Annotated in this window: 16 protein-coding genes and 1 pseudogene; 9 read left to right on the forward strand and 8 right to left on the reverse strand. The window is 67.1% G+C overall.

The annotated features are described in order from the left end of the window. Together ACZ5WE_RS33055 and ACZ5WE_RS33060 are read right to left on the reverse strand one after the other, a co-directional pair. Window positions 1–1,666 (reverse strand): DHA2 family efflux MFS transporter permease subunit (locus ACZ5WE_RS33055; RefSeq protein WP_469157311.1); only part of this gene is annotated, 1,666 nt, incomplete at its 3' end. A gap of 37 nt (window positions 1,667–1,703) precedes the next feature. Next, window positions 1,704–4,103, reverse strand: coding sequence for an MMPL family transporter (locus tag ACZ5WE_RS33060; protein WP_467694131.1), 2,400 nt, complete (start codon window positions 4,101–4,103; stop codon window positions 1,704–1,706). An 89-nt stretch (window positions 4,104–4,192) separates the two neighbouring features. Between ACZ5WE_RS33060 and ACZ5WE_RS33065 the strand changes: the two genes are divergently transcribed. Both ACZ5WE_RS33065 and ACZ5WE_RS33070 read left to right on the forward strand, forming a co-directional pair. Next, on the forward strand, window positions 4,193–4,870 hold the full coding sequence (locus ACZ5WE_RS33065) for a TetR/AcrR family transcriptional regulator (RefSeq protein WP_467694132.1): 678 nt from the start codon (window positions 4,193–4,195) through the stop codon (window positions 4,868–4,870). Window positions 4,871–6,183: 1,313 nt separating this feature from the next. Beyond that, entirely contained in the window at window positions 6,184–6,711 is a 528-nt protein-coding gene (locus ACZ5WE_RS33070; protein WP_467694133.1) for a winged helix-turn-helix domain-containing protein, read from the forward strand. Window positions 6,712–6,751: 40 nt separating this feature from the next. Here the strand turns inward: ACZ5WE_RS33070 and ACZ5WE_RS33075 are convergent, their stop codons facing one another. Next, complete coding sequence (locus ACZ5WE_RS33075) at window positions 6,752–7,258, reverse strand: MarR family winged helix-turn-helix transcriptional regulator (protein ID WP_467694135.1); 507 nt, start codon at window positions 7,256–7,258, stop codon at window positions 6,752–6,754. A 132-nt stretch (window positions 7,259–7,390) separates the two neighbouring features. Here ACZ5WE_RS33075 and ACZ5WE_RS33080 point away from each other — a divergent pair, with 132 nt between their 5' ends. The 3 genes from ACZ5WE_RS33080 (at window position 7,391) to ACZ5WE_RS33090 (ending at window position 10,242) form a co-directional block, all read left to right on the forward strand. Beyond that, window positions 7,391–7,981 (forward strand): malonic semialdehyde reductase, encoded by a 591-nt coding sequence (locus ACZ5WE_RS33080; protein ID WP_467694137.1) that lies wholly within the window; start codon window positions 7,391–7,393, stop codon window positions 7,979–7,981. Window positions 7,982–8,021: 40 nt separating this feature from the next. After that, a complete protein-coding gene (locus ACZ5WE_RS33085) occupies window positions 8,022–9,254 on the forward strand; it encodes an MFS transporter (RefSeq protein WP_467694138.1) in 1,233 nt (410 codons plus the stop codon). A 607-nt stretch (window positions 9,255–9,861) separates the two neighbouring features. Then, window positions 9,862–10,242: an FKBP-type peptidyl-prolyl cis-trans isomerase gene (locus ACZ5WE_RS33090; protein ID WP_467694139.1), complete on the forward strand. Its 381-nt coding sequence runs from the start codon at window positions 9,862–9,864 to the stop codon at window positions 10,240–10,242. A gap of 399 nt (window positions 10,243–10,641) precedes the next feature. Here the strand turns inward: ACZ5WE_RS33090 and ACZ5WE_RS33095 are convergent, their stop codons facing one another. From ACZ5WE_RS33095 to ACZ5WE_RS33105, 3 genes are read right to left on the reverse strand one after another with little or no spacing between them, the layout of a single operon-like run. Continuing rightward, window positions 10,642–10,857 (reverse strand): hypothetical protein, encoded by a 216-nt coding sequence (locus ACZ5WE_RS33095; RefSeq protein ID WP_467694140.1) that lies wholly within the window; start codon window positions 10,855–10,857, stop codon window positions 10,642–10,644. A gap of 38 nt (window positions 10,858–10,895) precedes the next feature. Further along, window positions 10,896–11,252 (reverse strand): hypothetical protein, encoded by a 357-nt coding sequence (locus ACZ5WE_RS33100; protein WP_467694142.1) that lies wholly within the window; start codon window positions 11,250–11,252, stop codon window positions 10,896–10,898. Between the two features lie 23 nt (window positions 11,253–11,275). Beyond that, window positions 11,276–11,614, reverse strand: a complete 339-nt coding sequence (locus ACZ5WE_RS33105) for a DUF6233 domain-containing protein (RefSeq protein ID WP_467694144.1) — start codon at window positions 11,612–11,614, stop codon at window positions 11,276–11,278. 340 nt (window positions 11,615–11,954) lie between these two features. Between ACZ5WE_RS33105 and ACZ5WE_RS33110 the strand changes: the two genes are divergently transcribed. From ACZ5WE_RS33110 to ACZ5WE_RS33125, 4 genes are all read left to right on the forward strand, one after another. Further along, the gene (locus ACZ5WE_RS33110) at window positions 11,955–12,407 is read left to right on the forward strand and encodes a hypothetical protein (protein ID WP_467694145.1); all 453 of its coding nucleotides are present in this window, start codon (window positions 11,955–11,957) and stop codon (window positions 12,405–12,407) included. 545 nt (window positions 12,408–12,952) lie between these two features. Further along, complete coding sequence (locus ACZ5WE_RS33115; RefSeq protein ID WP_467694147.1) at window positions 12,953–13,153, forward strand: hypothetical protein; 201 nt, start codon at window positions 12,953–12,955, stop codon at window positions 13,151–13,153. 343 nt (window positions 13,154–13,496) lie between these two features. Further along, complete coding sequence (locus ACZ5WE_RS33120) at window positions 13,497–13,922, forward strand: hypothetical protein (protein ID WP_467694149.1); 426 nt, start codon at window positions 13,497–13,499, stop codon at window positions 13,920–13,922. Between the two features lie 220 nt (window positions 13,923–14,142). Then, window positions 14,143–14,589, forward strand: a complete 447-nt coding sequence (locus ACZ5WE_RS33125; protein ID WP_467694150.1) for a hypothetical protein — start codon at window positions 14,143–14,145, stop codon at window positions 14,587–14,589. A 283-nt stretch (window positions 14,590–14,872) separates the two neighbouring features. On the opposite strand, the pseudogene ACZ5WE_RS33130 reads toward ACZ5WE_RS33125, so the two are convergent. Together ACZ5WE_RS33130 and ACZ5WE_RS33135 are read right to left on the reverse strand one after the other, a co-directional pair. Then, a pseudogene (locus ACZ5WE_RS33130) lies at window positions 14,873–15,366 on the reverse strand (Tn3 family transposase). A gap of 224 nt (window positions 15,367–15,590) precedes the next feature. Then, on the reverse strand, window positions 15,591–18,476 hold the full coding sequence (locus tag ACZ5WE_RS33135; RefSeq protein ID WP_467694273.1) for a class I SAM-dependent DNA methyltransferase: 2,886 nt from the start codon (window positions 18,474–18,476) through the stop codon (window positions 15,591–15,593). Window positions 18,477–18,962 lie beyond the last annotated feature (486 nt).

The following is an 18,962-nucleotide window of genomic DNA, read 5'->3' on the forward strand; positions in this document are numbered from 1 at the left end:
CTCCCGTACTGCTGTTGTTCTCTCCCCCCCCCCCCTCCCGCCACCCCCCCCCCCCCCCCCCCCCCCCCCCCCCCCCCCCCCCCCCCCCCCCCCCCCCCCCCCGAGGCCGGATTCCAGGTACCCCCCGACGGTTCAATTCCGCATCGACAGACGCCTGCTGGCCCTCGCTGCTTCGCGCCGGCAGCATGGCCACGACCAGGACCGACATCACCGCGGCGACCCCGGCGCCGACCAGAGAGGCCGCTGACATGCCGGAGACGAACGAGTCCTGGGCAGCGGCGAGCACACTGTGCCCCTGGCTGCCGGGCAGCGTGGCCGCCGCTGCTTCGGCTCCGGCGAGATTGTCACGCACGGCCTCCATGGACCCGCCGACGAGTTGGGGTGCCGCCCCGTCGTCGAGTTCATCGCGGTAGACGGTGTGCAGGACGCTGCCCAGTACGGCGATGCCCGCGGCGGCACCGATCTGACGGCAGGCGTTGGCCAGTGCCGAGCCCGCACCGGCGGCATCCGGCGGGAGGGAGCTGAGCACGGCATCGAACGTGGTGGGCAGCGTCAGGGCGAGCGCCAGGCCGGCGATCGCCAGCGCGACAGCAGTGGCTGTGTACGAGCTGTCGGCGGCAAGCTGCCCAAGAAGTATCAGCGCGAGGGCCCAGAGCAGCATGCCCACCGCGACAACCCACTTGACGCCGAACCTGCTCACCAGCTTCTCGGTCGCCACCGTCGCCCCCAGCAGGCTGACGAACATCGGCATCAACCGGATCCCGGTGGCCATGGCGTCGTGGCCCTGGACCTGCTGGAGGAACTGCGGGACCACGAACAGGATGCCCAGGAGTACGAACATGACCACGCAGATGGCGGCTGTGCCCCACGCGAACTGGGCGTTGCGGAAGAGCGAGAGGTCGACCAGAGGATGTACGGCCTGTCGCAACCAGAGAAGCAGCGCGCAGAGGAGAGCCACACCCGTGAAGATCGCGAGCAGTGCCAGCGGATCGCCCCAGCCCCGGTTCGGTGCCTCGATGACGCCGTAGAGGAGGGCGGAGACTCCCGTCATTGCCAGCAGGGACCCGACGACGTCGAGACGGGCCTGCGGGCCTCTGACTTCGGGGACGTACCGCAGCACACCGACAAGCGCGAGGGCCAGGACGGGGATGTTGATCAGGAAGACGGATCCCCACCAGTACGAGTCCAACAGGCCTCCACCGATCAGCGGGCCGAGCGGCAGCCCCAGCGCGAACGTGGACGTCGCGAGAGCTGCCGCCCGGGACTGCTGGCCCGGTGGGAAGAGCAGGGGTACAAGTAGCAGCGCCTGCGGGGCGATTGCGGCTGCCCCCGCCCCCATGATGATGCGGGCGAACAGGAGCGCACCCGAGGTTTCGGCAAGCACGGCGACGACCAGCCCCGCTGTGAAGAGCCACAAGCCCGCGGCCAGGACGCGTCGGCGGCCGAGCCTGCCGCCCAGCACTCCCAGCGGCAGGAGCAGGGCGGCGAACGCCAGCGTGTAGGCGGTGGTGAACCACTGCAGTTGGGAGGTCGTCGCCTCCAGCGACGTGGCGAGGGTCGGCAGAGCAACGGTCAGGATGGTGGTGTCCAACCCGATGACCAAGAGGCCGAGGGTCAGCGAGAGTAGACCGAGCCAGCGGCGAGCTGCCTCGTGAGTGCCAGACACTGGTGCTCCCTGTGTGCGCGGCGGTTACAGCACGGGCTCAGTCGGATGAGGACGCGGAGGCTGTCGTCCGTGCTGTGGCCGATTCCCGGCCCGCGTCACTGTGGTCCGTGCCGTCCCCCGCGGGGGACGGTCCTTCGGTGAGCTGCACGCGGGGAAGTGCCCGGTCGAGCCACTTGGGAAGCCACCAGTTGGCGGCTCCGAGCAGGCGCATCACCGCCGGTACGACGACGATGCGGATCAGTGTCGCGTCGACGAGGACCGCGACGGCCAGGGCGAAGCCCATCTGCTTCACTTCGACCACGCTGGTGATCATGAATGAAGCGAAGACCACCACCATGATGGCGGCTGCCGCCGTGATGACCTTGGCGGTGTGGACGACCCCGACGGTGACGGCGCGTGTGTTGTCCTTGGTGCGGTCCCACTCCTCCTTCATCCGGGAGATGAGGAACACCTCGTAGTCCATGGAGAGACCGAAAAGGACGACGAAGGTCAGGATCGGCAGGTAGGCCTGGATGAAGCCGCGGCTGGTGAAGTCCAACAGCGCCTCGCCCGCGCCGTCCTGGAACACCCAGGTCAGCAGGCCGAACGCGGCACCCACGGAGAGAAGGTTCATCACGATCGCGCTGAGCGCCAGGACCAGGCTGCGGAAGGCGAGCAGGAGCAGTAGGAAGGACATCCCGAGGATGGCCGTCAGGACCCACGGTGTTCCCCTGTTGATCTCCGCGCCGACATCGATGGTCTGCGCGGTCAGACCTCCGGTGTCGACGACGAGGCCGCTTTCGGGGCCGGCCGCCTGGGGGGCGGCGGTGTCGCGGATCCAGTGGACGAGATCGATGGTCTCGTCGGAGTCCGGCGCACTCTTGGAGAAGACCGTCAGGATGGTGGCATGGCCCGATGAGTTGACGATGCGGTCGAGCTCGCCCTTGTCGTCGGCGAGCGCGGTGCGCAAAGCGTCCTGGTCCGCCGTGCCGGTCTCTTCCTTCAGCGTGTCTGTCAGCGACAGGACGCCGTCGACTTGTTTGTTGTCCTTGACGAGCGTGCTCAGCCGGTCCAAAGACTTCAGCCCCGCGTTGTCCAGCGCACCGTCGGAACTGGTCACGACGACCTGCACGGGGGTGGCTGTTCCCGGGGCGAACTTCTTCGCGACGAGGTTGTACCCCGCGCCGGCCGGGGCATCGGCAACGGCGCTCGCGCCCACGTCGAATCCGAGCTTGAGCCCGAACACGGGAGCGGCCGCGAGCAGCAGTACCAGCGTGGCCATGCCTCCCACGAGCACGGGACGGCGCAACACCACGCGTGTCCAGCGTGCCCAGACCGAATGCTCGGGATCCGGATGCTGCACGGCACGGCGCAGACCAGGAACGGCAAGGCGGTTGATCCTGGTGCCCAGGAGGGCGAGTACGGCGGGCAGGAGCGTCATCGCCACCGCGAGCATGACGGCCACCGCCACCATGACGCCCAGCGCCATCGATCGGAAGACGGGTGCGCGTACGAGCAGGAGCCCGGCCACCGACACCAGGACTGTGAACCCCGAGAACAACACGGCCTTGCCCGCGGTCGCCATGGTGGCGCCGACGACCTGGGGGATCGACCGGTCGCGGCGGCTGCTTAGCTCCTCACGCTGCCGGGTGACCATGAACAGGCAGTAGTCGATGCCAAGGGCTAGACCGAGCATGGTGACGACGGCCTGGACGAACGTGTCGAAGTTGGTGAGGTAGCTGAGAGCTCCCAGGGCGCCGAAGGACGTCATAAGCGCGAACACACCAAGGATCAGCGGCAGGCCCGCGGCGACGAGCGTGCCGAAAGCGACGAGCAGGACGATCAGTGCGATCGGCAGGCCGATCGATTCCGCCCGCGCGAGGTCCTTGTCCTCCTGCTCGACCACCGCCGCGTTGAGCGCGCTAGACCCGGTCAGCATGACCTTGATGTCGTCGCGCGCGGTGTCGTCCAGCGCCTCCTGGAGCTTGGGCGCGACCGCCTGACGATCACGTTCGTCGCCGGTGAGGCCGGCCAGCACGAGCGCTGTTCGGCCGTCGCTGGAGAACTGGGCTTCCCCGCCCGGAGCGTAGGGGTCCTCGACGCTCGCCACGCCGTCCTGGTCCCTCAGTTGGGCGATGCCGCGTTCGACGGCGTCACGGAACGTGGCGTCCTTCACCGAGCGGGTCGCCGAGTCGAAGACCACGACAACGTCCTCGGTGATCGCGCTGTCGAACTCCTCCTTCATGAGCTTCTCGGCGCGCGCGGACTCCGAGCCGGTGATGCTCAGTGAGGAGCCGGTCAGGCTGTCGGTGAACCGGGGGACGAGCAGGCCGGCCCCCACCAGTACGACCAGCCAGACGGCCACCACCCGCCATGCATGCGTGGCACTCCAGACGCCGAGCCGGTGTAGCAGGGGCGGGGCCGGACGTGCCTCGTCCGGGGTTTTCTGGGGGTTCACCGCGACTCCTTCAAAACTCGACTGACCAGTCGGTCGATCCTCACCATAGTGCTAGACCGACTGGCCGGTCTAGCGCTATGTTGTTGGTGATGAAAACAGTGCTCGATTCCAAGAACGACGGGCATGGAACGACGGGGAAAGAGGGCGAAATGGCGGACGAGCAGCGCAGTGCGGCGCGGAGGCGCCAGATCTTCCAGGCGGCGGCCACGGTCTTTGCCCGGCAGGGCTACCACGGGGCCCGCATGGACGACATCGTCAAGGAATCAGGGCTGAGCAAAGGTGCTCTGTACTGGTACTTCAAGAACAAGGAAGAGCTGGCTACCGGGCTCGTCCACCAGATGCTGTCCGCCGAGATGCAGGCCATGGATGAATTGATGGCCGCCCCCAGGCCGGCCGCTGAGCGCCTGGAAGAACTGGTCCGCGGGTTCGCCCGCGAACTCACGAAAGACCCGGACAAGGCCCCGCTGGCGCTGGAGTTGCTCTCACTGGCGCAGAACATCCCTGATATCAGGGCCTGTTACAGCGCGCACCACGAGCAGTACACGGAATGCATGCGCACCCTTCTCCTCGAGGTGTGCGAGGCGGACCCCGGAACGTATGACGAAGCCGCACGCCGCGCCGACGCGGCGGCCCTCGCCCTGGCGTCCGCTGTCGATGGTCTCGCACTGCGCTGGACGCTGGCCCGCACGGCCTTCGATCTGGAGGAAAAACTCTGGGAGGTCGTGCAAGTCATCGTCCGGGGACTGCTGAGCCCTGCGACGGCATAGCCGAGCGGATGCGCGCGGCACCGAGCCGGGGCACCTCCCGCGCCGCGAACGGCCCGCTGTGCGACACGCTCCTGCTCGTCCCGCCCGGTGAGGTCGCCGAGGCGGTGAGGGGGTACCCCTACGCGTTTGGTCAGGTTGGGCAGGTCAATCCCAGGTCACGTCAGCCGAGGTTCTTCTGGCTCGATTGGCTCGATGCTGGATCCCCGTGGTTCAAGCTCACGGCTCGGCCGGCCGACCCCGCAGAAGCCCGGGCCGAGGACGAGCGGCCGGTACCTGGCACGGGCAAACGCAGGAGCTGAACGCTTGGGGTGAGCCCTCCTTACCCGTACAGAGAGCGCATGACGGCTTCCAGAGTGTCCCGGTCAGCGCGTGGCGAACTGTGGTCCACGGCACCGGTGGTGGCCTCTTCGCATACTTGGATCACTGCGCGGCGCCGCGGTGGGCGGGTGCGGGCCCGGCCCACCGTCCGCCGAAACGTGCATGACTCCGAGACCCGGCCGCGGTCAGGAACCGATTGTTGGGCTGACTGACCCTTACAGAGCCGTTGGACGTGGTGGTGGGTGATCAGGCGGACGGCCAAGGCCCTTAACACTCATGTCTGCGTTACGGCGCAGAGCCATGGTGTCGAATCGGCCTGTGCTCGTACGTGCCTCATCAGCGTGATCTGACCGGTTTGGCGACGTCCGCCCCCCTCCGAGCGGACGTCTTCTTGGTGTGCACACACAGCATTTGCTGCCCCAGGAGCTACAGGCGACCTGATTCGGTCTGGACCGAACAACGGCATTCCCGAAACATCACCCCGGAGCGTGTCGTACGGAGGGAGCAGTGTGTGGTGTACCGCATTCATTTCACGGTGGAGGACCTGGCACGGACGCGAGTGGCGCAGGCCCCGCATCCCCTGCTGGAGCTGAGCGCCGCGGTACGCACGCTCCGTCCGCACAGCCAACGGCCACGGTTCCAAGCCTGGAGACAACAGGCTCTCGGGGAGCTGGCTGGGCTGGATTCCGCGGCACGCGCGGTTATCGACCTCGTTCCGGCCCGAGGCTGGTCGCCCGACTTTCTGGTCCCCACCGGGGTCGGCAGTATTCAGGAGCCGCTGGAACGGGTGCGTTTCACGCCCCGGTCCCAGATCCGCGCGGACCTCGCGCTCATGGCGCAGTGGGATTCCGTCCCGTCGTGGGCACGGAACCTGCCCGACGACGCGGAACTGCTGCAGCGGGTCTACGACAGCCTGGCCCAGGTCTGCGCCGTGGTCCTGTCTCCCTACTGGACGCAGATCACCAACGCTTTGGCCGCGGGCCGGGGGGGCACGGATGCGGCAGCTGCTGACAGGCGGCATGGAAGGGATACTCGGCTCGCTGGACCCGCGGCGCATCCGATGGAACCCGCCCGTTCTGGAGGTCGCCATGTTCTCGGGTCTCGACGACGACTTGCACCTTGACGGGTGCGGGCTGCTTCTCGTCCCCTCGGTCTTCGGGGCCCAGATACCCGCTGTCGACGCCGACGCAACGCCTCAGCCCGTGATGAGTTTCCCCGTCCGAAGCGATCACCTCGCAACAACGCAGCCCCTGCTCGTCCCGCAGACGCAGTCAGGCCCGTCCACAACCAACGCGGCACTGGAAGCCCTCCTGGGCCGCACCCGGGCCATCGTGCTCACCGCCATCGCCGAACACCCCGGCTGCTCCACCAAGGAACTCGCCATCCACACAGGCATCACATCACCGAGCGCCAGCGAACACGCGACCGTCCTGCGCACTGCCGGACTGATCGGCACCATCCGGCACCGCGACACCGCACTCCACAGCCCCACCCCTCTCGGGGGCTCTCTCCTCAACACCTGACCTGGCGACGGCTCTTCACTTCGTTTCACGGGGAGGGTGCTCAGCCGAGGGTGGTGTCGCCGTGGGCTTCGAGGATTCTGCGCAACTCCGAGTTGAGGTGGTGGCGTTCCTGGGGGTCGAGGGGTGCGGTGATCTCTTCGTAGTTGCGCATGTGGGAGGCGAGGACCTCGTCGGCGAGGGCCTTGCCGTGCTCGGTGAGGCGGATCTGCACCGAGCGCCGGTCGGTGCTTTCCCGTACCCGCTCGACCAGGCCTTTGGCCTCCATGCGGTCGAGCCGGTTGGTGATGGCGCCCGCGGTCACCATGACGGCCTTCACGAAGGCTCCCGCGGAGAGCGTGTAGGGCGGTCCGGCGCGGCGGAGCGTGAAGAGCATGTCGATCTCGCCGAGGTTCAGGCCGAACTCCTCGTACAGCTTCTTGTAGTGCTGGTCGAACACCCGCTGCATGCGGGAGATGCGTGCGAGCAGTTCCACCGACTCCAGCTGGTCGGCCAGGTCGGGCCGCTCCGTGCGCCACTGCTCGGCCATCTGGTCCACCGCGTCGGCCATGCAGCCTCTCCTCCTCGTTCCGATGTACTTCAAGGTTAAGAGATTTGACCCTGTAGGGCAAACATGCTTCTCTTTCAACGTCAAAATATATTGGCTTAAGAGACATAGCCTTGAAGTGACTCTGGAGACGACATGAGCCTGCTGCTCGACCCCGCCGCCCAGGCCCTGCTCTTTCGCGAGGCCCGCACCGCGAACACGTTCACCGGCGAGCCGGTGTCCGACGCTCAGCTGGAGGCGGTCTACGACCTGGTCAAGTACGGGCCGACCGCGTTCAACACCAACCCGCTGCGCGTCGTCCTCGTCCGTACACCCGACGCCCGCGAGCGACTGCTGTCCCACCTGGCGGAGGGCAACCGGGTCAAGACGGCCTCGGCGCCCCTGATCGCGATCCTCGCGACCGACTGCGAGTTCCATGAGGAGCTGCCGGAGCTGGCGCCCTACGCCCCCGACGCGAAGGACGCCTACTTCTCCGAGCGCCCGGTGCGCGAGGAGGCCGCCGCACTGAACGGGGCGCTGCAAGCCGCCTACTTCCTGATCGGGATCCGCGCGGCCGGACTCGCCGCCGGGCCCATGACCGGCTACGACGCCGAGGGCCTGCGCAAAGAGTTCCTCGACGACGACCACGCCCCGCTCATGGTCGTCAACATCGGACGCCCGGGCCCCGATGCCTGGTTCCCGCGGCTGCCCCGCCTGCCCTACGACCAGGTCGTGACGACGCTCTGACCTGCCCCTCCGTCACCCGCCGACACCCACGGGAAGCGCCATGCAGACCCTCACCGGCCGGGGTGGTGCGCGCCGCGCGCGCACCACTGCCTCCATCCCGAGATCCTCGCAACACGTCCCCATCCTGCGGCTGGCCTTGCTCGCCACCCCGGTCGCCGCCGCCAACAACGCGGCCGTGCTGATCCTGGCCGACCTGAGCCGATCGCTCGACGTCACCACGACCACGGCCTCACGGCTGGTCACCGTGTTCTCCCTGGCCCTCGCGGTGGCGACACCGCTCATGGCGGCACTGCTGCGACGGCGCGGCACACGTCCCACGCTGTGGCTCGCCGCCACTCTTGTGGCCCTCGGCACGGTGCTGGTGGTCGTCTCGCCGTGGCTGCCGCTCACCCTCGTCGGCCGCGCCACTCAGGCCGCGGGCGGCGCGGGCATGATGGCGATCGCGATGAACCTGGCCGGCACCACCCGCCGGATGGTCGTCATCAGCGCCGGGTCCGGGATATCCGGCGCGGTGGGACCGCTGCTGGGCGAGCGCCTGACCGACGCGGTCTCCTGGCGGGCCGCGCTGGCCGTCCTGGTGCTCACCCTGGTGGCCGTGCCCGCCGTGAGCCGCCACACCAAGGAGGAGCCCCCCGCCGAGGGCCGTTTCGACTCCCGGGGCGCGGTGCTGGTCGCCATCCTTTCCAGCAGTCTCGTCCTGCTGCCCTCGAACCCTCTGCCCGCCGTGCTCGTCGCGGTCATCTCCGCCGGCACCCTGGTCGTGCACATCCGGCGCCGCCCCGACGGCTACGTGCCCGCGACCGCCCTGCGCTCCAGGCCTTTCGGCAGCTCGACGCTGATCACACTTCTGCTGTCCACGTCGTACTTCACGCTGCTGTTCGCGATTCCCCAGCTGATCGCCGACCGTGCGCATTGGACGACGGCCACAGTGGCCACGGGCCAGTTGGTGGCCATGGTCGTCGGCTCGGCACTCACCCTGGCCTTCGGCACGGTCGCGGCACGCCTGGGCCGAACCCGAGTACGCGCGCTGTTGCTCGCGGCCGGAGCACTCGCCGTCCTGGCGGCCGTCTTCGCGCACTCGGCGCTCGTGCTGTACATCGCGATCGGCCTTGCGGTCTTCAGCGCGACCGCCGCGAACGGAACCCAAGCGCAGGAAGCGGCCTCCGCCGTCCCCGACCGCCAACGCTCCACCGCTATCGGCCTGTTCACCCTTGTCTACCTGATGGGCGGAGCCCTCGGCCCCGCCCTGGCCACGACCCTGGTCCTCAGCTGAGCCCGGCGGGCGGGAACCGCCGTTCCGCGAACGCTGTCGCCGGCGGGGCGCTGCACAGCCGGGGCGGCTGCCGGCGGTGTGGGCCGGGCCCGGCCGGCGGCTGCGGTAGACGGGCGCGGGGGGCGTGCCGCGCGGGCCGGTGCGGGGGGTCGGTTCCTGCCGGGTCCGGCGGGTGCGGGTGCTGGGGTGCGGGGCGCTGACCGGGCACTGCGGCCGAGATCGCACGGCACGTGGTGACCAAATCCTGGGCTACGACCGCGTGATCGGCGGATATACCCATCAGCCGCCGGCACGCGGCATGGAACGCGTGCGCTTCGCTTCGGTAGCTGTGCCCTCACCGGTGAGCTGTGCCACGGCGTGCTCAGGTGGCACGGCCCCACGCCAGAACCGGCCGTTATCAGCGCAGGCTGAAGGATTTTCCGCGCATATGGCCACGCGCTACAAGGCGACACCCATGGGCGATGCGGGGAGGCGAGGAGCAGGGCCTCGCCATCATCGAGAACCGGCAGATCAGCGTTCACGACGGCATGATGATCTGCCGCATAGAGTGTCCATGAGCCTGGCTGGTCTGTATGAGGGCTTCCGGCGGCGAGAGAATGAGGCTGCAATGAGTGAACTGACGAAGCCCGAGATCGACCTTCCGGAGGGTGACGCTCCCACCGAACTGACAATGCGCGACCTCGTCGTGGGGGACGGGCTTGAGGCGAAGCCGGGCAGGGTTGTCCAGGTTCACTACGTCGGGGTCACCTTCGCGTCCGGAAAGGAATTCGACACCTCCTGGGACCGGGGCCAGACGTTCAAGTTCGCCGTGGGCGGTGGCAAGGCCATCAAGGGCTTGGACCGCGGGGTCAGAGGGATGAAGGTCGGCGGCCGACGCGAGATCATCGTTCCCCCGCGCCTCGGCTACGGCAACCAGTCACCCTCGCCGTTGATCCCGGCGGGCTCGACACTCGTCTTCGTGGTGGACCTGCTCTCCGTCGCAGTCTGACCAAGTGTTGTGCGACATCCCGTGAGTTCCTCTGAACCTCGCCGATTCTCTGGCCTCGTGGCCAGGGGGGTTCTTCCTCCTTCAGGTGCTCTGTGACGATGGCGGCGCCGGCAGTCGTACGGGACCTGCGTGAGCACTGGGCACCCGCGCTCCGGGATACCGCATCGGGGACTACGGCGCGTACGTTGCGGCGAGGGCGTACGACGTGAGAGATGCCCAAGCCTCGACCGCTGCCAAGCGTCGTGGGGGACGGACATCAGTTTACCTCGCACTTGTCCGCCGCCCCTCTCGACTCTGTGTGGATGCGTTCCAGGGCGACCTCTACCGTCGCTTCGTCGCCACCCGCAACAGCAGCCATCTCGGCTCTCAGTGCCTTAGACGGCGCCTCATCCTGATCACCTACGCAGCCTCGTGGTGGTGTGCGCGCCCGCCCCTCCAGTTCACCCACGCCGGATCATCGAACAGCCCCTCACCGACCGGCAGCCCGACACGGCGAAGGAACTCGATCACGTCACCATCGGAGTGCGCGGGGCCGAGGAACTGCCCGCGCGCCGTCACCCGCCGGCCGCCCGTACCGGATGGCGGATGCACGACTATCGGGGCAGTGCTAGTCATCCCGCCTCCCTCAGTCCATCAGGTGCATGACGCACGAGCTATCGCCCGGGGGCTTGCACGACATCGATGTGCCCCGCGAGGTCGACCGTGATGACCGCGCGCTCGATCTTGTTCGACGCCGCGATGGCGATCCACACGATGCCCCAGAGGAGGCACGTGAAGATCGTCAGGATGGCGTGCAGCACATGGTTCACAGGCTCGCCACGAGCCATGATGGCCTGGGTCGGAGATCGAGACTCCACTCTCCACCCGTTGGCCACGTACTCATTCACTGTCCAGTCGAGCATCACCGTGCGGCGTGCCGCGTCGACCGGCTCCTGTTCTGGCAGGTCGGACAGTTGCGGAGGCGGAGGCCTGTTCCCTGGCCCCCACTTTTGCCACTTGTCGGGATCCATGTACTCAGCGTGCGCCCGCTGGATCACTCCAGCACGCCGAGTTCGGTGTCAGGTCGGCAGTGCGGACACGCATCCGTCCCGCCCGCGAGCGCCTGCCGGGCCTGATCGCGCGTGATGCCCTCGGTGCGCCTCCGGCCGCTCCAGCATCCACCTACGTGCACGTATACCGCGGTGCGCCCGCTGAAGCCCTTTTCGATGAGCCAGTCCGGGGTCGGCGGTCGGGCCTGCTCGCCACGGATCCGCTCGGCCTGGCGCTGCTCCTCCTCGGCGATCCACTCGTCGGTGGGCGCGAGGTCCCGCTCCTGCACGCGCCGTAGGAAGCGCAGCAGGTCGAGGCGGGAAAGCGGCGGCCGATCGTTCACAGGTTCGGGTCTATGTTGCGCCGGGGTGCAGAGGTATCGGCTTGGGATCCCACCCCCCACCACAGAAGCCTCCAGCTAAGACCTCCGAGAGCGCGCGAGCGGCAATGACGGCAAACCCGACCGCCGCCGCCAGGAACCGACCTGAAGCGACGAGCCGGAACGCTCGCGGCCTCGCAGCGCGGACCGGTACGCTCGCCGCCTCTCAAGTCGCTGGCAGGAGGATGAAGTTGACGGGTGACCAGGGAGCTGTGGGCGACCCCGAGGCCAGTGAAAGCGGCGGGTCGCCTGATGCATCGAACAGCGCTGCCCCCTCCACTCCGCGACGACCCAGCTGGAGAGAGTGTCGCGCTACTCGCCGGGCCACACAGGAAAGCACCCGCCCCGAACCGCATTGGCCGAACCAAGTGGCCGTTATATAGCGGCCGCCGTCGGCCTCTTTATCACCGCAACTGTCAGCTGGGTAGGGATAGCGGCATCCAGAGGGCAGATAGAACAGTCGCAGTTGGCGCTGGAGCAAGAAGAAGCCGAACAGGCCAACATGATCACGGTCTGGCCAGATCCTCAAAATAACAGCGACCTCATATTTGCGGATCGATCGCTCGACGCCATTTCCGGCGCCACGATGAGCCTCACACCTGTTCAAACAGAGGACGGAATCTCTGATAGGGCTTCTGGACCGTCCGTGCACGTACATTTTCGGGCCGTCGCTCCGTGCACTCAGTACGGAATCACGTTGGACGACCTCAAGAAGGATACGTCGTTCAAATCGAAGACGAGCAAAAAAATCGAATAGCCTTGAGTTTCATCTAGTTGCATTCGTGGATTCCTCTGGCCACCCTTGGGCGCGCGATACGGCGTTCAAACTGAGCGACCGCGCCGGCAAGAGAACGGGACTTGATTTTGAAATCGGCGGACAGGGAGCTCATAGAGTGAGCTGGGGTGCCCTCGCCCGGGGCGGTGCCGACGCGAAGAGGGTCGATAAGTGTGGCCCGGCAGGGTAGTCGGGAGTAGCGGCTTCACTACTCGACTGGATCCTCGTCGGCATGCCGTACGGCCTTCTTCGCGCCCACGCCTCGACATAGCCCGGCCGGTCGGCGCACGAGACGGGAGTCCCGCACCTGTTCACAGGGCCGGCGGCGGCAAGGGAGTGCAGGGCGTCACCGGCCAGTCCCTCCGGGCGCAGTCACACACGGCAGCCTCGGCAAACTCACCCCGGAGGCTGCCGCGGTCGTCTTCCTGATCGCCTGCGGCACCGTCATTCATTGCCTACCGGTCCGCGAGCAAGGACGACCCGCGTACCCCGCTCGGCGTCACCGGCGAGCAGCTGCGCCGCGGGCCATGACGGCGCAGGCCAGCAGCGCGAGCTCGGCCGCCGCGGGGCCTGCTGTGAAGAAGCTGATCGCCCGCACCGTGAAGCAGCTCCCCGCGCAAGCCTGGCTGTACGAGGGCAGCCTCCTGGTCCTGCTCCGCCCCGCCGACGCCCTGACCCGATGGGCACGAGCCCGGCTCTGTCCTGCACGGGGTGTACGAGGGCACTGAGGACAACCTCGGCAACCGGCGCGCGCTGACCGAATTCGCGGCCACGAAGGACTTCCTGCCCGCCAGGCAGCTCCCGGCCGGGATAGAGAAGCGGCTCCTCGCCGCGTGCATCCCAACACCATGGACACCCCGGACTGGCTCGACATCTCCGGCACGGTCGGCCTCGGCACGTCTGACTTTCAGGGCGCGAAGACGTTCCTGTCGGCGATCGACGAGACGTACACGTCGTGGATGCGGGACATCCGTCTTGCCAAGTCATGGACCATCGCCCCGCCCGGCTACCTCCAGGCCGCCGGGCCGGGTGCGGGCGTGTCCTGGCAGGACCGCGAGGTCCTTCGCGGCGATGAACATCCCGCCGACCAGCGACCAAGCGATCACCTTGAACCAGTTCGCGATCCGGCACGAGGAGCACCGGGCCACGATCGAGGAAACTGTCGGGCGAGGGGTGATCCGGAATGCCGGGTACTCCGGTGGCACGTTCGGCGACGATGCCGACGGCGCCGCGGTGACCGCTGCGGAGATCAAGGCCCGCATCGCGTGGCGCATGAGTGGTTGGGCACGAAGGTCCGAGCTCGCCGTTCCGGGGCTCGCGGACATCACCGAGTCGAGGCTCATGCTGCTCAGATCGGGCATGTTCCCTGGCGTGCCGACCGTCGAAGTGCCGGGGCCTGACGTGGAGTTTCAGGACTCGGTAAAGGACGACAGCAAGCCCCTTGCCGAGACCGCCGAGCCATTGCGTCGGGCCGAGCGGAGGTCGACCGGATCTTGAAGGAGTCCGGAGGCGACGTCGCAGACCCGGTAGCGATCGGCGCGGAGAGTCCGGATGGGCCAGCGTAGGAACAGACTGGTCAGGGTTGAAAGCGGGGCGCCCCCAGGGTTGTGCAACACTCCGTGGCGCCCCACGCATGATGCCTGGGGCGTCGGATAGGGGTGGGGAAGACATGTGTAGTAGTTCGAGGAGACGGGGCGCCGGATTGGGAGCAGCCCTCATGGTTCTCGCGCTCACGGCGGGGTGCGGCGGTACCACGTCGGTGAAAGCGACGGCCGAGACTGAGACCAAGTCGCCGACCGCGCCTTCGAGGGACTGGAAGCAGTCGGCTATTCGCGCAGACCTGGTGGCCGCAGCAAAGGATGCGGGTGTCGGCCCGGAAGCTCAAGTGCCCGTGGATCAAAGAATGAAGGATTGCGCGGCGGACTGGGCTACGTTTTCTCCTGCAGCAGAGGCGCAAGTCGCCGCGATCGTGAGTTCGCTCCGCAAGCGGCAGTGGAAAGTCACCGAGCGGCGCACTCATGAGAAGACCGGGCTGACGTCACTCACCAAGGGTTCTTGGAGCCTTCAAGTCACCCACCGCGCCCCTGACGGCAACGACTATCTGTCACTGCTCGCCTTGCGGGATAGCCCGGTATGCGACGAGGTAGCAAAGAACGTCAACTAGCGCGCATCTGCCGTGAGATCTGGCGCCTCGCGAAGGCCCTGGAGGCAGACCTCGAATCGCCTCTGTGGGCAGAGCTCAAGCTCGCCTCGATCGACAACCTCCGTACAGCCGTCGAGGCGGTCGCTGGAGAGCTCCAGGCCGACACCGACGGCGCGGTCCGCGAGGCACTCGTCACCGCGTACAACCGCGGCAGGCAGGCAGGCAGGCAGGCAGGCAGGCAGGCAGGCAGGCAGGCAGGCGGCCGTGGACGCGGTCCGCGTACGGATCGCGGTCGCATACTTGATCACCGGGTCGTACTGCTGGGTGATGAGTTCCCAGCGGATCGTGCGGGTCGGCGCCGGGGGGTCAGCTGTGGGTAGGCGTCCGGTTCGCCGGCCATGGGCCGGTACAGCTTCACCTTGTTGATCCGCTTGATGCGCGGCAGCAGGTCGAAGTTCAGCGGCTTCGTGATGACGAACCCGATTGCCGACTGGCCATGACTGTCTGTGCAGTGGCCTCGACGACCATGGTGGTGTCGTGCCGCATGGCGCCCTCGATCCTCGCGGCGACCTCGGAGGCGGTGCAGTTGATGAGCTGGGAGTGGATGGCCAGGGACTTCTTTTCTACGTGCCAGTAGATGAGCACCCCACGGCCGCCGTAGCGCAAGCACCACTCGGTGAGCAGGTTCTGGTCGTAGGCGCACACGTGGGTGGAGTCGGAGGCGACCGCGGTCGATCCCTGTCCCCACGGTTCGGTGCCTCGGGCGGCGAAGGTGTCGTTCGCGACCTGTACAGCGATGACGCGGGCGGCCGCCGCCTCACTCCCGCACCACTCTCAGCCGCCGCGCACACCGCGTCACTTGTAGCCGGGTTGATTTCTCCACGCACACGCGCTCGGCCCTCAATACCCCAGCCATACACAGGAGATGCCCAGTTCACGGCCTTGTGCAACACGCCCTGACGGCGACTGTTGAGCCGTGGCCGAAGGAGTGGTATCCACAACGAACGCCGACGAGTATCCAGTCACCCCGTGCCCCATCCGCGTAGTTCCCGGAAGATGACCTCATTATCCAACTCGTGGCCTCTGTCGAGGCTCTTCAGCATGGCTGTGGAGCTCTTCAGGCGGTCGGGGTAGTACAACTCTGGTGCCAGGCAGGCCGGGCAGTCGTCCAGGAGGCAGAACGGTGACAGCGGCACCGGCGCGTCGTGCGGCATAATCAGATAGAGGCGGTCGTCCACCAGTGGATGGGCCGTGTCGAAGGTGACGGTGGCGAAGTCGGGATGATCGCCCATCAGGGCCAGGCCCGATACACGGAACGTTCCTGACTCCGGGAGCCACTGGAGGCGGTGTGTGTGCACCCACTGGGACTGGGCGAGAAAGGCGCACCCCGACAGGCTGCTGAGTACCAGGGGTTCGATGCGTCCCAGGCTCCTTTCGTGCTCGGCGCGCGTCCGAGGGGCGGCGCCGTGTCGGATCTTGTTGCGCAGCTGCACCAGTTGGTCGAGGTCGGCGGCCAAGCCCTTCCCGCCCTTCTTGCGGACCGTTGCCTCCACGAGGCCTGCGGCCGTCTCCCCGTGTTGCCGGGCGTCCTCGGCTGCTGCCCTGACTACAGCCAACCAGTGACCGAGAGAGACACCACCCTGCTCAACGGACTGACGCCATTGAGCGATGGCTGGCAGCTCCTGGCGGCCGCGGTCGGTGGCCACCGCGAGTGCCATGATGCCCAGAGAAAGGATCAGGGACTCGGCACACTGGATCGCCGCCTCATGTTTCTCCGACAGGGTAAGAGCGTGCCGGAACTTGCGCACTGCGCGGGCTATTGCGTAGGGATATGACTCCTGAAAAAGCTTGTAGGGATCGTTGTGCTGACGCAGGTTCTGTGCGGTCAACGAGCTCATCGCGGCGGCATCCTCCAGACGCCCTCGCCGGGCTGAACCCGATCCGCTTTCGAAAACCCGGATTCGGGCTCGGTGGAGTTCGTCCAGGATGTGCGATGCCTCCCGTTCCCCTTCTGCAAGCATGACGAGCAAGGCGCGGATCTCGGAGGGGTCGCCGTCACACTTAGGGATCCAGACGTTGGCCATCTCGCGTGCCTTGATGCGCGGGATCGTCCCGTACTTCGGAAGCTGCTGCTCGGCCAGCGGGCTGGACAGGTAGGCGGCCACATACTCAAGGGGAAGAGCCGCACGGGTAAGACGGATGATGATCAGGCCCTGACCGGGCTGCACTCCTTCGTACTGGCTGGGTACAGGCGTCCAGTGACGTGTACCGGCAAGGTCCCGTCCGACGATGTCTCCTTGCCGCAGTCGGCGCGGGGGCTCACGGTCGTCCGCGCGCAGGGGCAGATCCGCCGTATCTGGCAGCACATTGGTCAACAGGGACGGTGTCAGAACCCGCCTGCGGTCGTCCGCGTCCGTTTCCTCCGGATCCTTGTTGATCTCACGCACGGAGCCGGCGAAGATCTCAGCGAAGTCCCCCAGCCGAATGCCTTCCTCCGCGGCCCGCTGCATCTCATGGTTCTGGCGGAAACGCTCCAGTGCCAAGTTGTAATCCTCCTCGGCGATTTCCGCCCGGTCCACGCAGAAGCTCTGCTCGGACCGGGCACGCCGACGCTCGCTGCCATGACGTAGAAGCCAACGCCGCATGAGATCCGGAAGGTTGTTGCGCGCGTGGTCGGCAGCGTCGAGCACACTGTCGGGAACCAGCCCTAGCTTGTTCTCCGCCAGTAGCGGCGCGCGCCGATCATCCAAGCTCCAGCCGTCCGCCTTGAGCTCGTAGAACCAAACACTGTCTGCCCGTCCTGCATCCTTGGTGAAGAACAAGATCGCCGTCGATACTCCCGCATACGGCTTGAAGACACCGCCAGGCAGACTCACCACAGCCTCAAGCCCATGCTTGTTCACCAGCATCCGACGCATTTCGAGGTGAGCCGCTGTAGTGCTGAACAACAGCCCGGCAGGGACGATCACGGCTGAGCGTCCTCCCGACTTCAACAGCCGGATCGCCATGGCGAGATGAAGAAGCTCTGTCTTCCTGGTCCGGACCATCTCCAGCAACTCAGGTGCAACAGACTCGTAGTCGACGCTCCCGGCGAATGGGGGATTGGCCAGGACGACCGAGTAGCGCTCGCCGTCCGCCGCCGCCCCCTCTGAGAGATTGTCCCGATGGCGTAGGTCGGCACCCTCCAAGCCTTGAAGCGACAACCGCATGCTGCTCAACCGCAGCATCGTCGTATCAAAGTCGAACCCGTGGAGGCGACCGCTTACTTCTGCCGTTCCCTGCTGCACTGTCGAGACGGACCGGTGTACGAACTGCGCGGCAGCAGTCAGCAGACCACCCACGCCGCACGTAGGATCGCAAACCTCGTCATCGGCCGCAGGCTCAGCCATGGCCACCATCAGATCCGCCAGATGGACAGGCGTACGGAAGGCGCCGTAAGGGCCTGCCGTGGCGACTGGAGCGAGGAGACGCTCGTACAGATCGGCTGCTTGGGCGGCGTCGGCCGAGAGGGCGTCCTCAAGCAGGCCGACAGTTTTCGTCAAGACGTTCGGGGACGGAATCGTGAAACGAGCGTTCTTGACGTGCTGCGAATAGGCCAGCCCCGGGAACGCGTGACTGCGCAGCCACGGAAATACCTCGTCAGCGATCAACGTGTACATGCGCTGCGGCGTCAGGCATATCAGATGGGACCAGCGAAGGTGCTGCTCGTCCGGGGCGAAGATCGGTTCCCTCTCCGGATTTGCCGATGCCGTTGCCCCCCGTTCCCAGCGTCCCTGCACGCGGTCCAGTTCGCGCAGATACAGGAGGTGGGAGATCTGTTCCACAATCTCCAGTGGGTTCGAGATCCCCCCCGCCCAGAAGGCGTCAAAGAGGCGGGCGGCGGTGGTACGGATGGGGCCGTCGTTCATCACACACCAGAGAGTATCCACGTTGCGCACCGCCCCATGCCCTTTCCCGCGACCCCTCGGGCACAGGCCTCAGCCCACCTCTTGGCCACCCGGTCAGAGCCGAGGCGGCACCGCGCCCACCAGCCGCAACAACTGGGGGCGCATCTATCACGGCTGGCACTTCGCCGGGAGCCTCGCGACCGCCTCGGAGTCGCTCTCCGCAGCCTTCGACTTCCTCCGGGACGTCGGTGACCTGGTGCAGTCAGCAGCCGGAGCCTCGCCCACCGGGCCGCTGGGAGGGCCGGGCGCGTCCTGGATCGCCCTGGCCCACGATTCCTTAACCGGCCGACGCGCGCTCGAGGACCGTGCCGAGGCGATGTGTGAGCACTACGCGAGCGAGGCCCGGCGCTGTGGAGCCTCCTTCGAACCCTCGGAAGAGTTCTTCCGCCCGCCCCCTGCCACCGACAGCGTGGGATCCCTACCAGCCGCCCCGGGACGTGGAGATGG

The sequence above is a fragment of the Streptomyces sp. NPDC033180 genome (genome assembly GCF_055577645.1).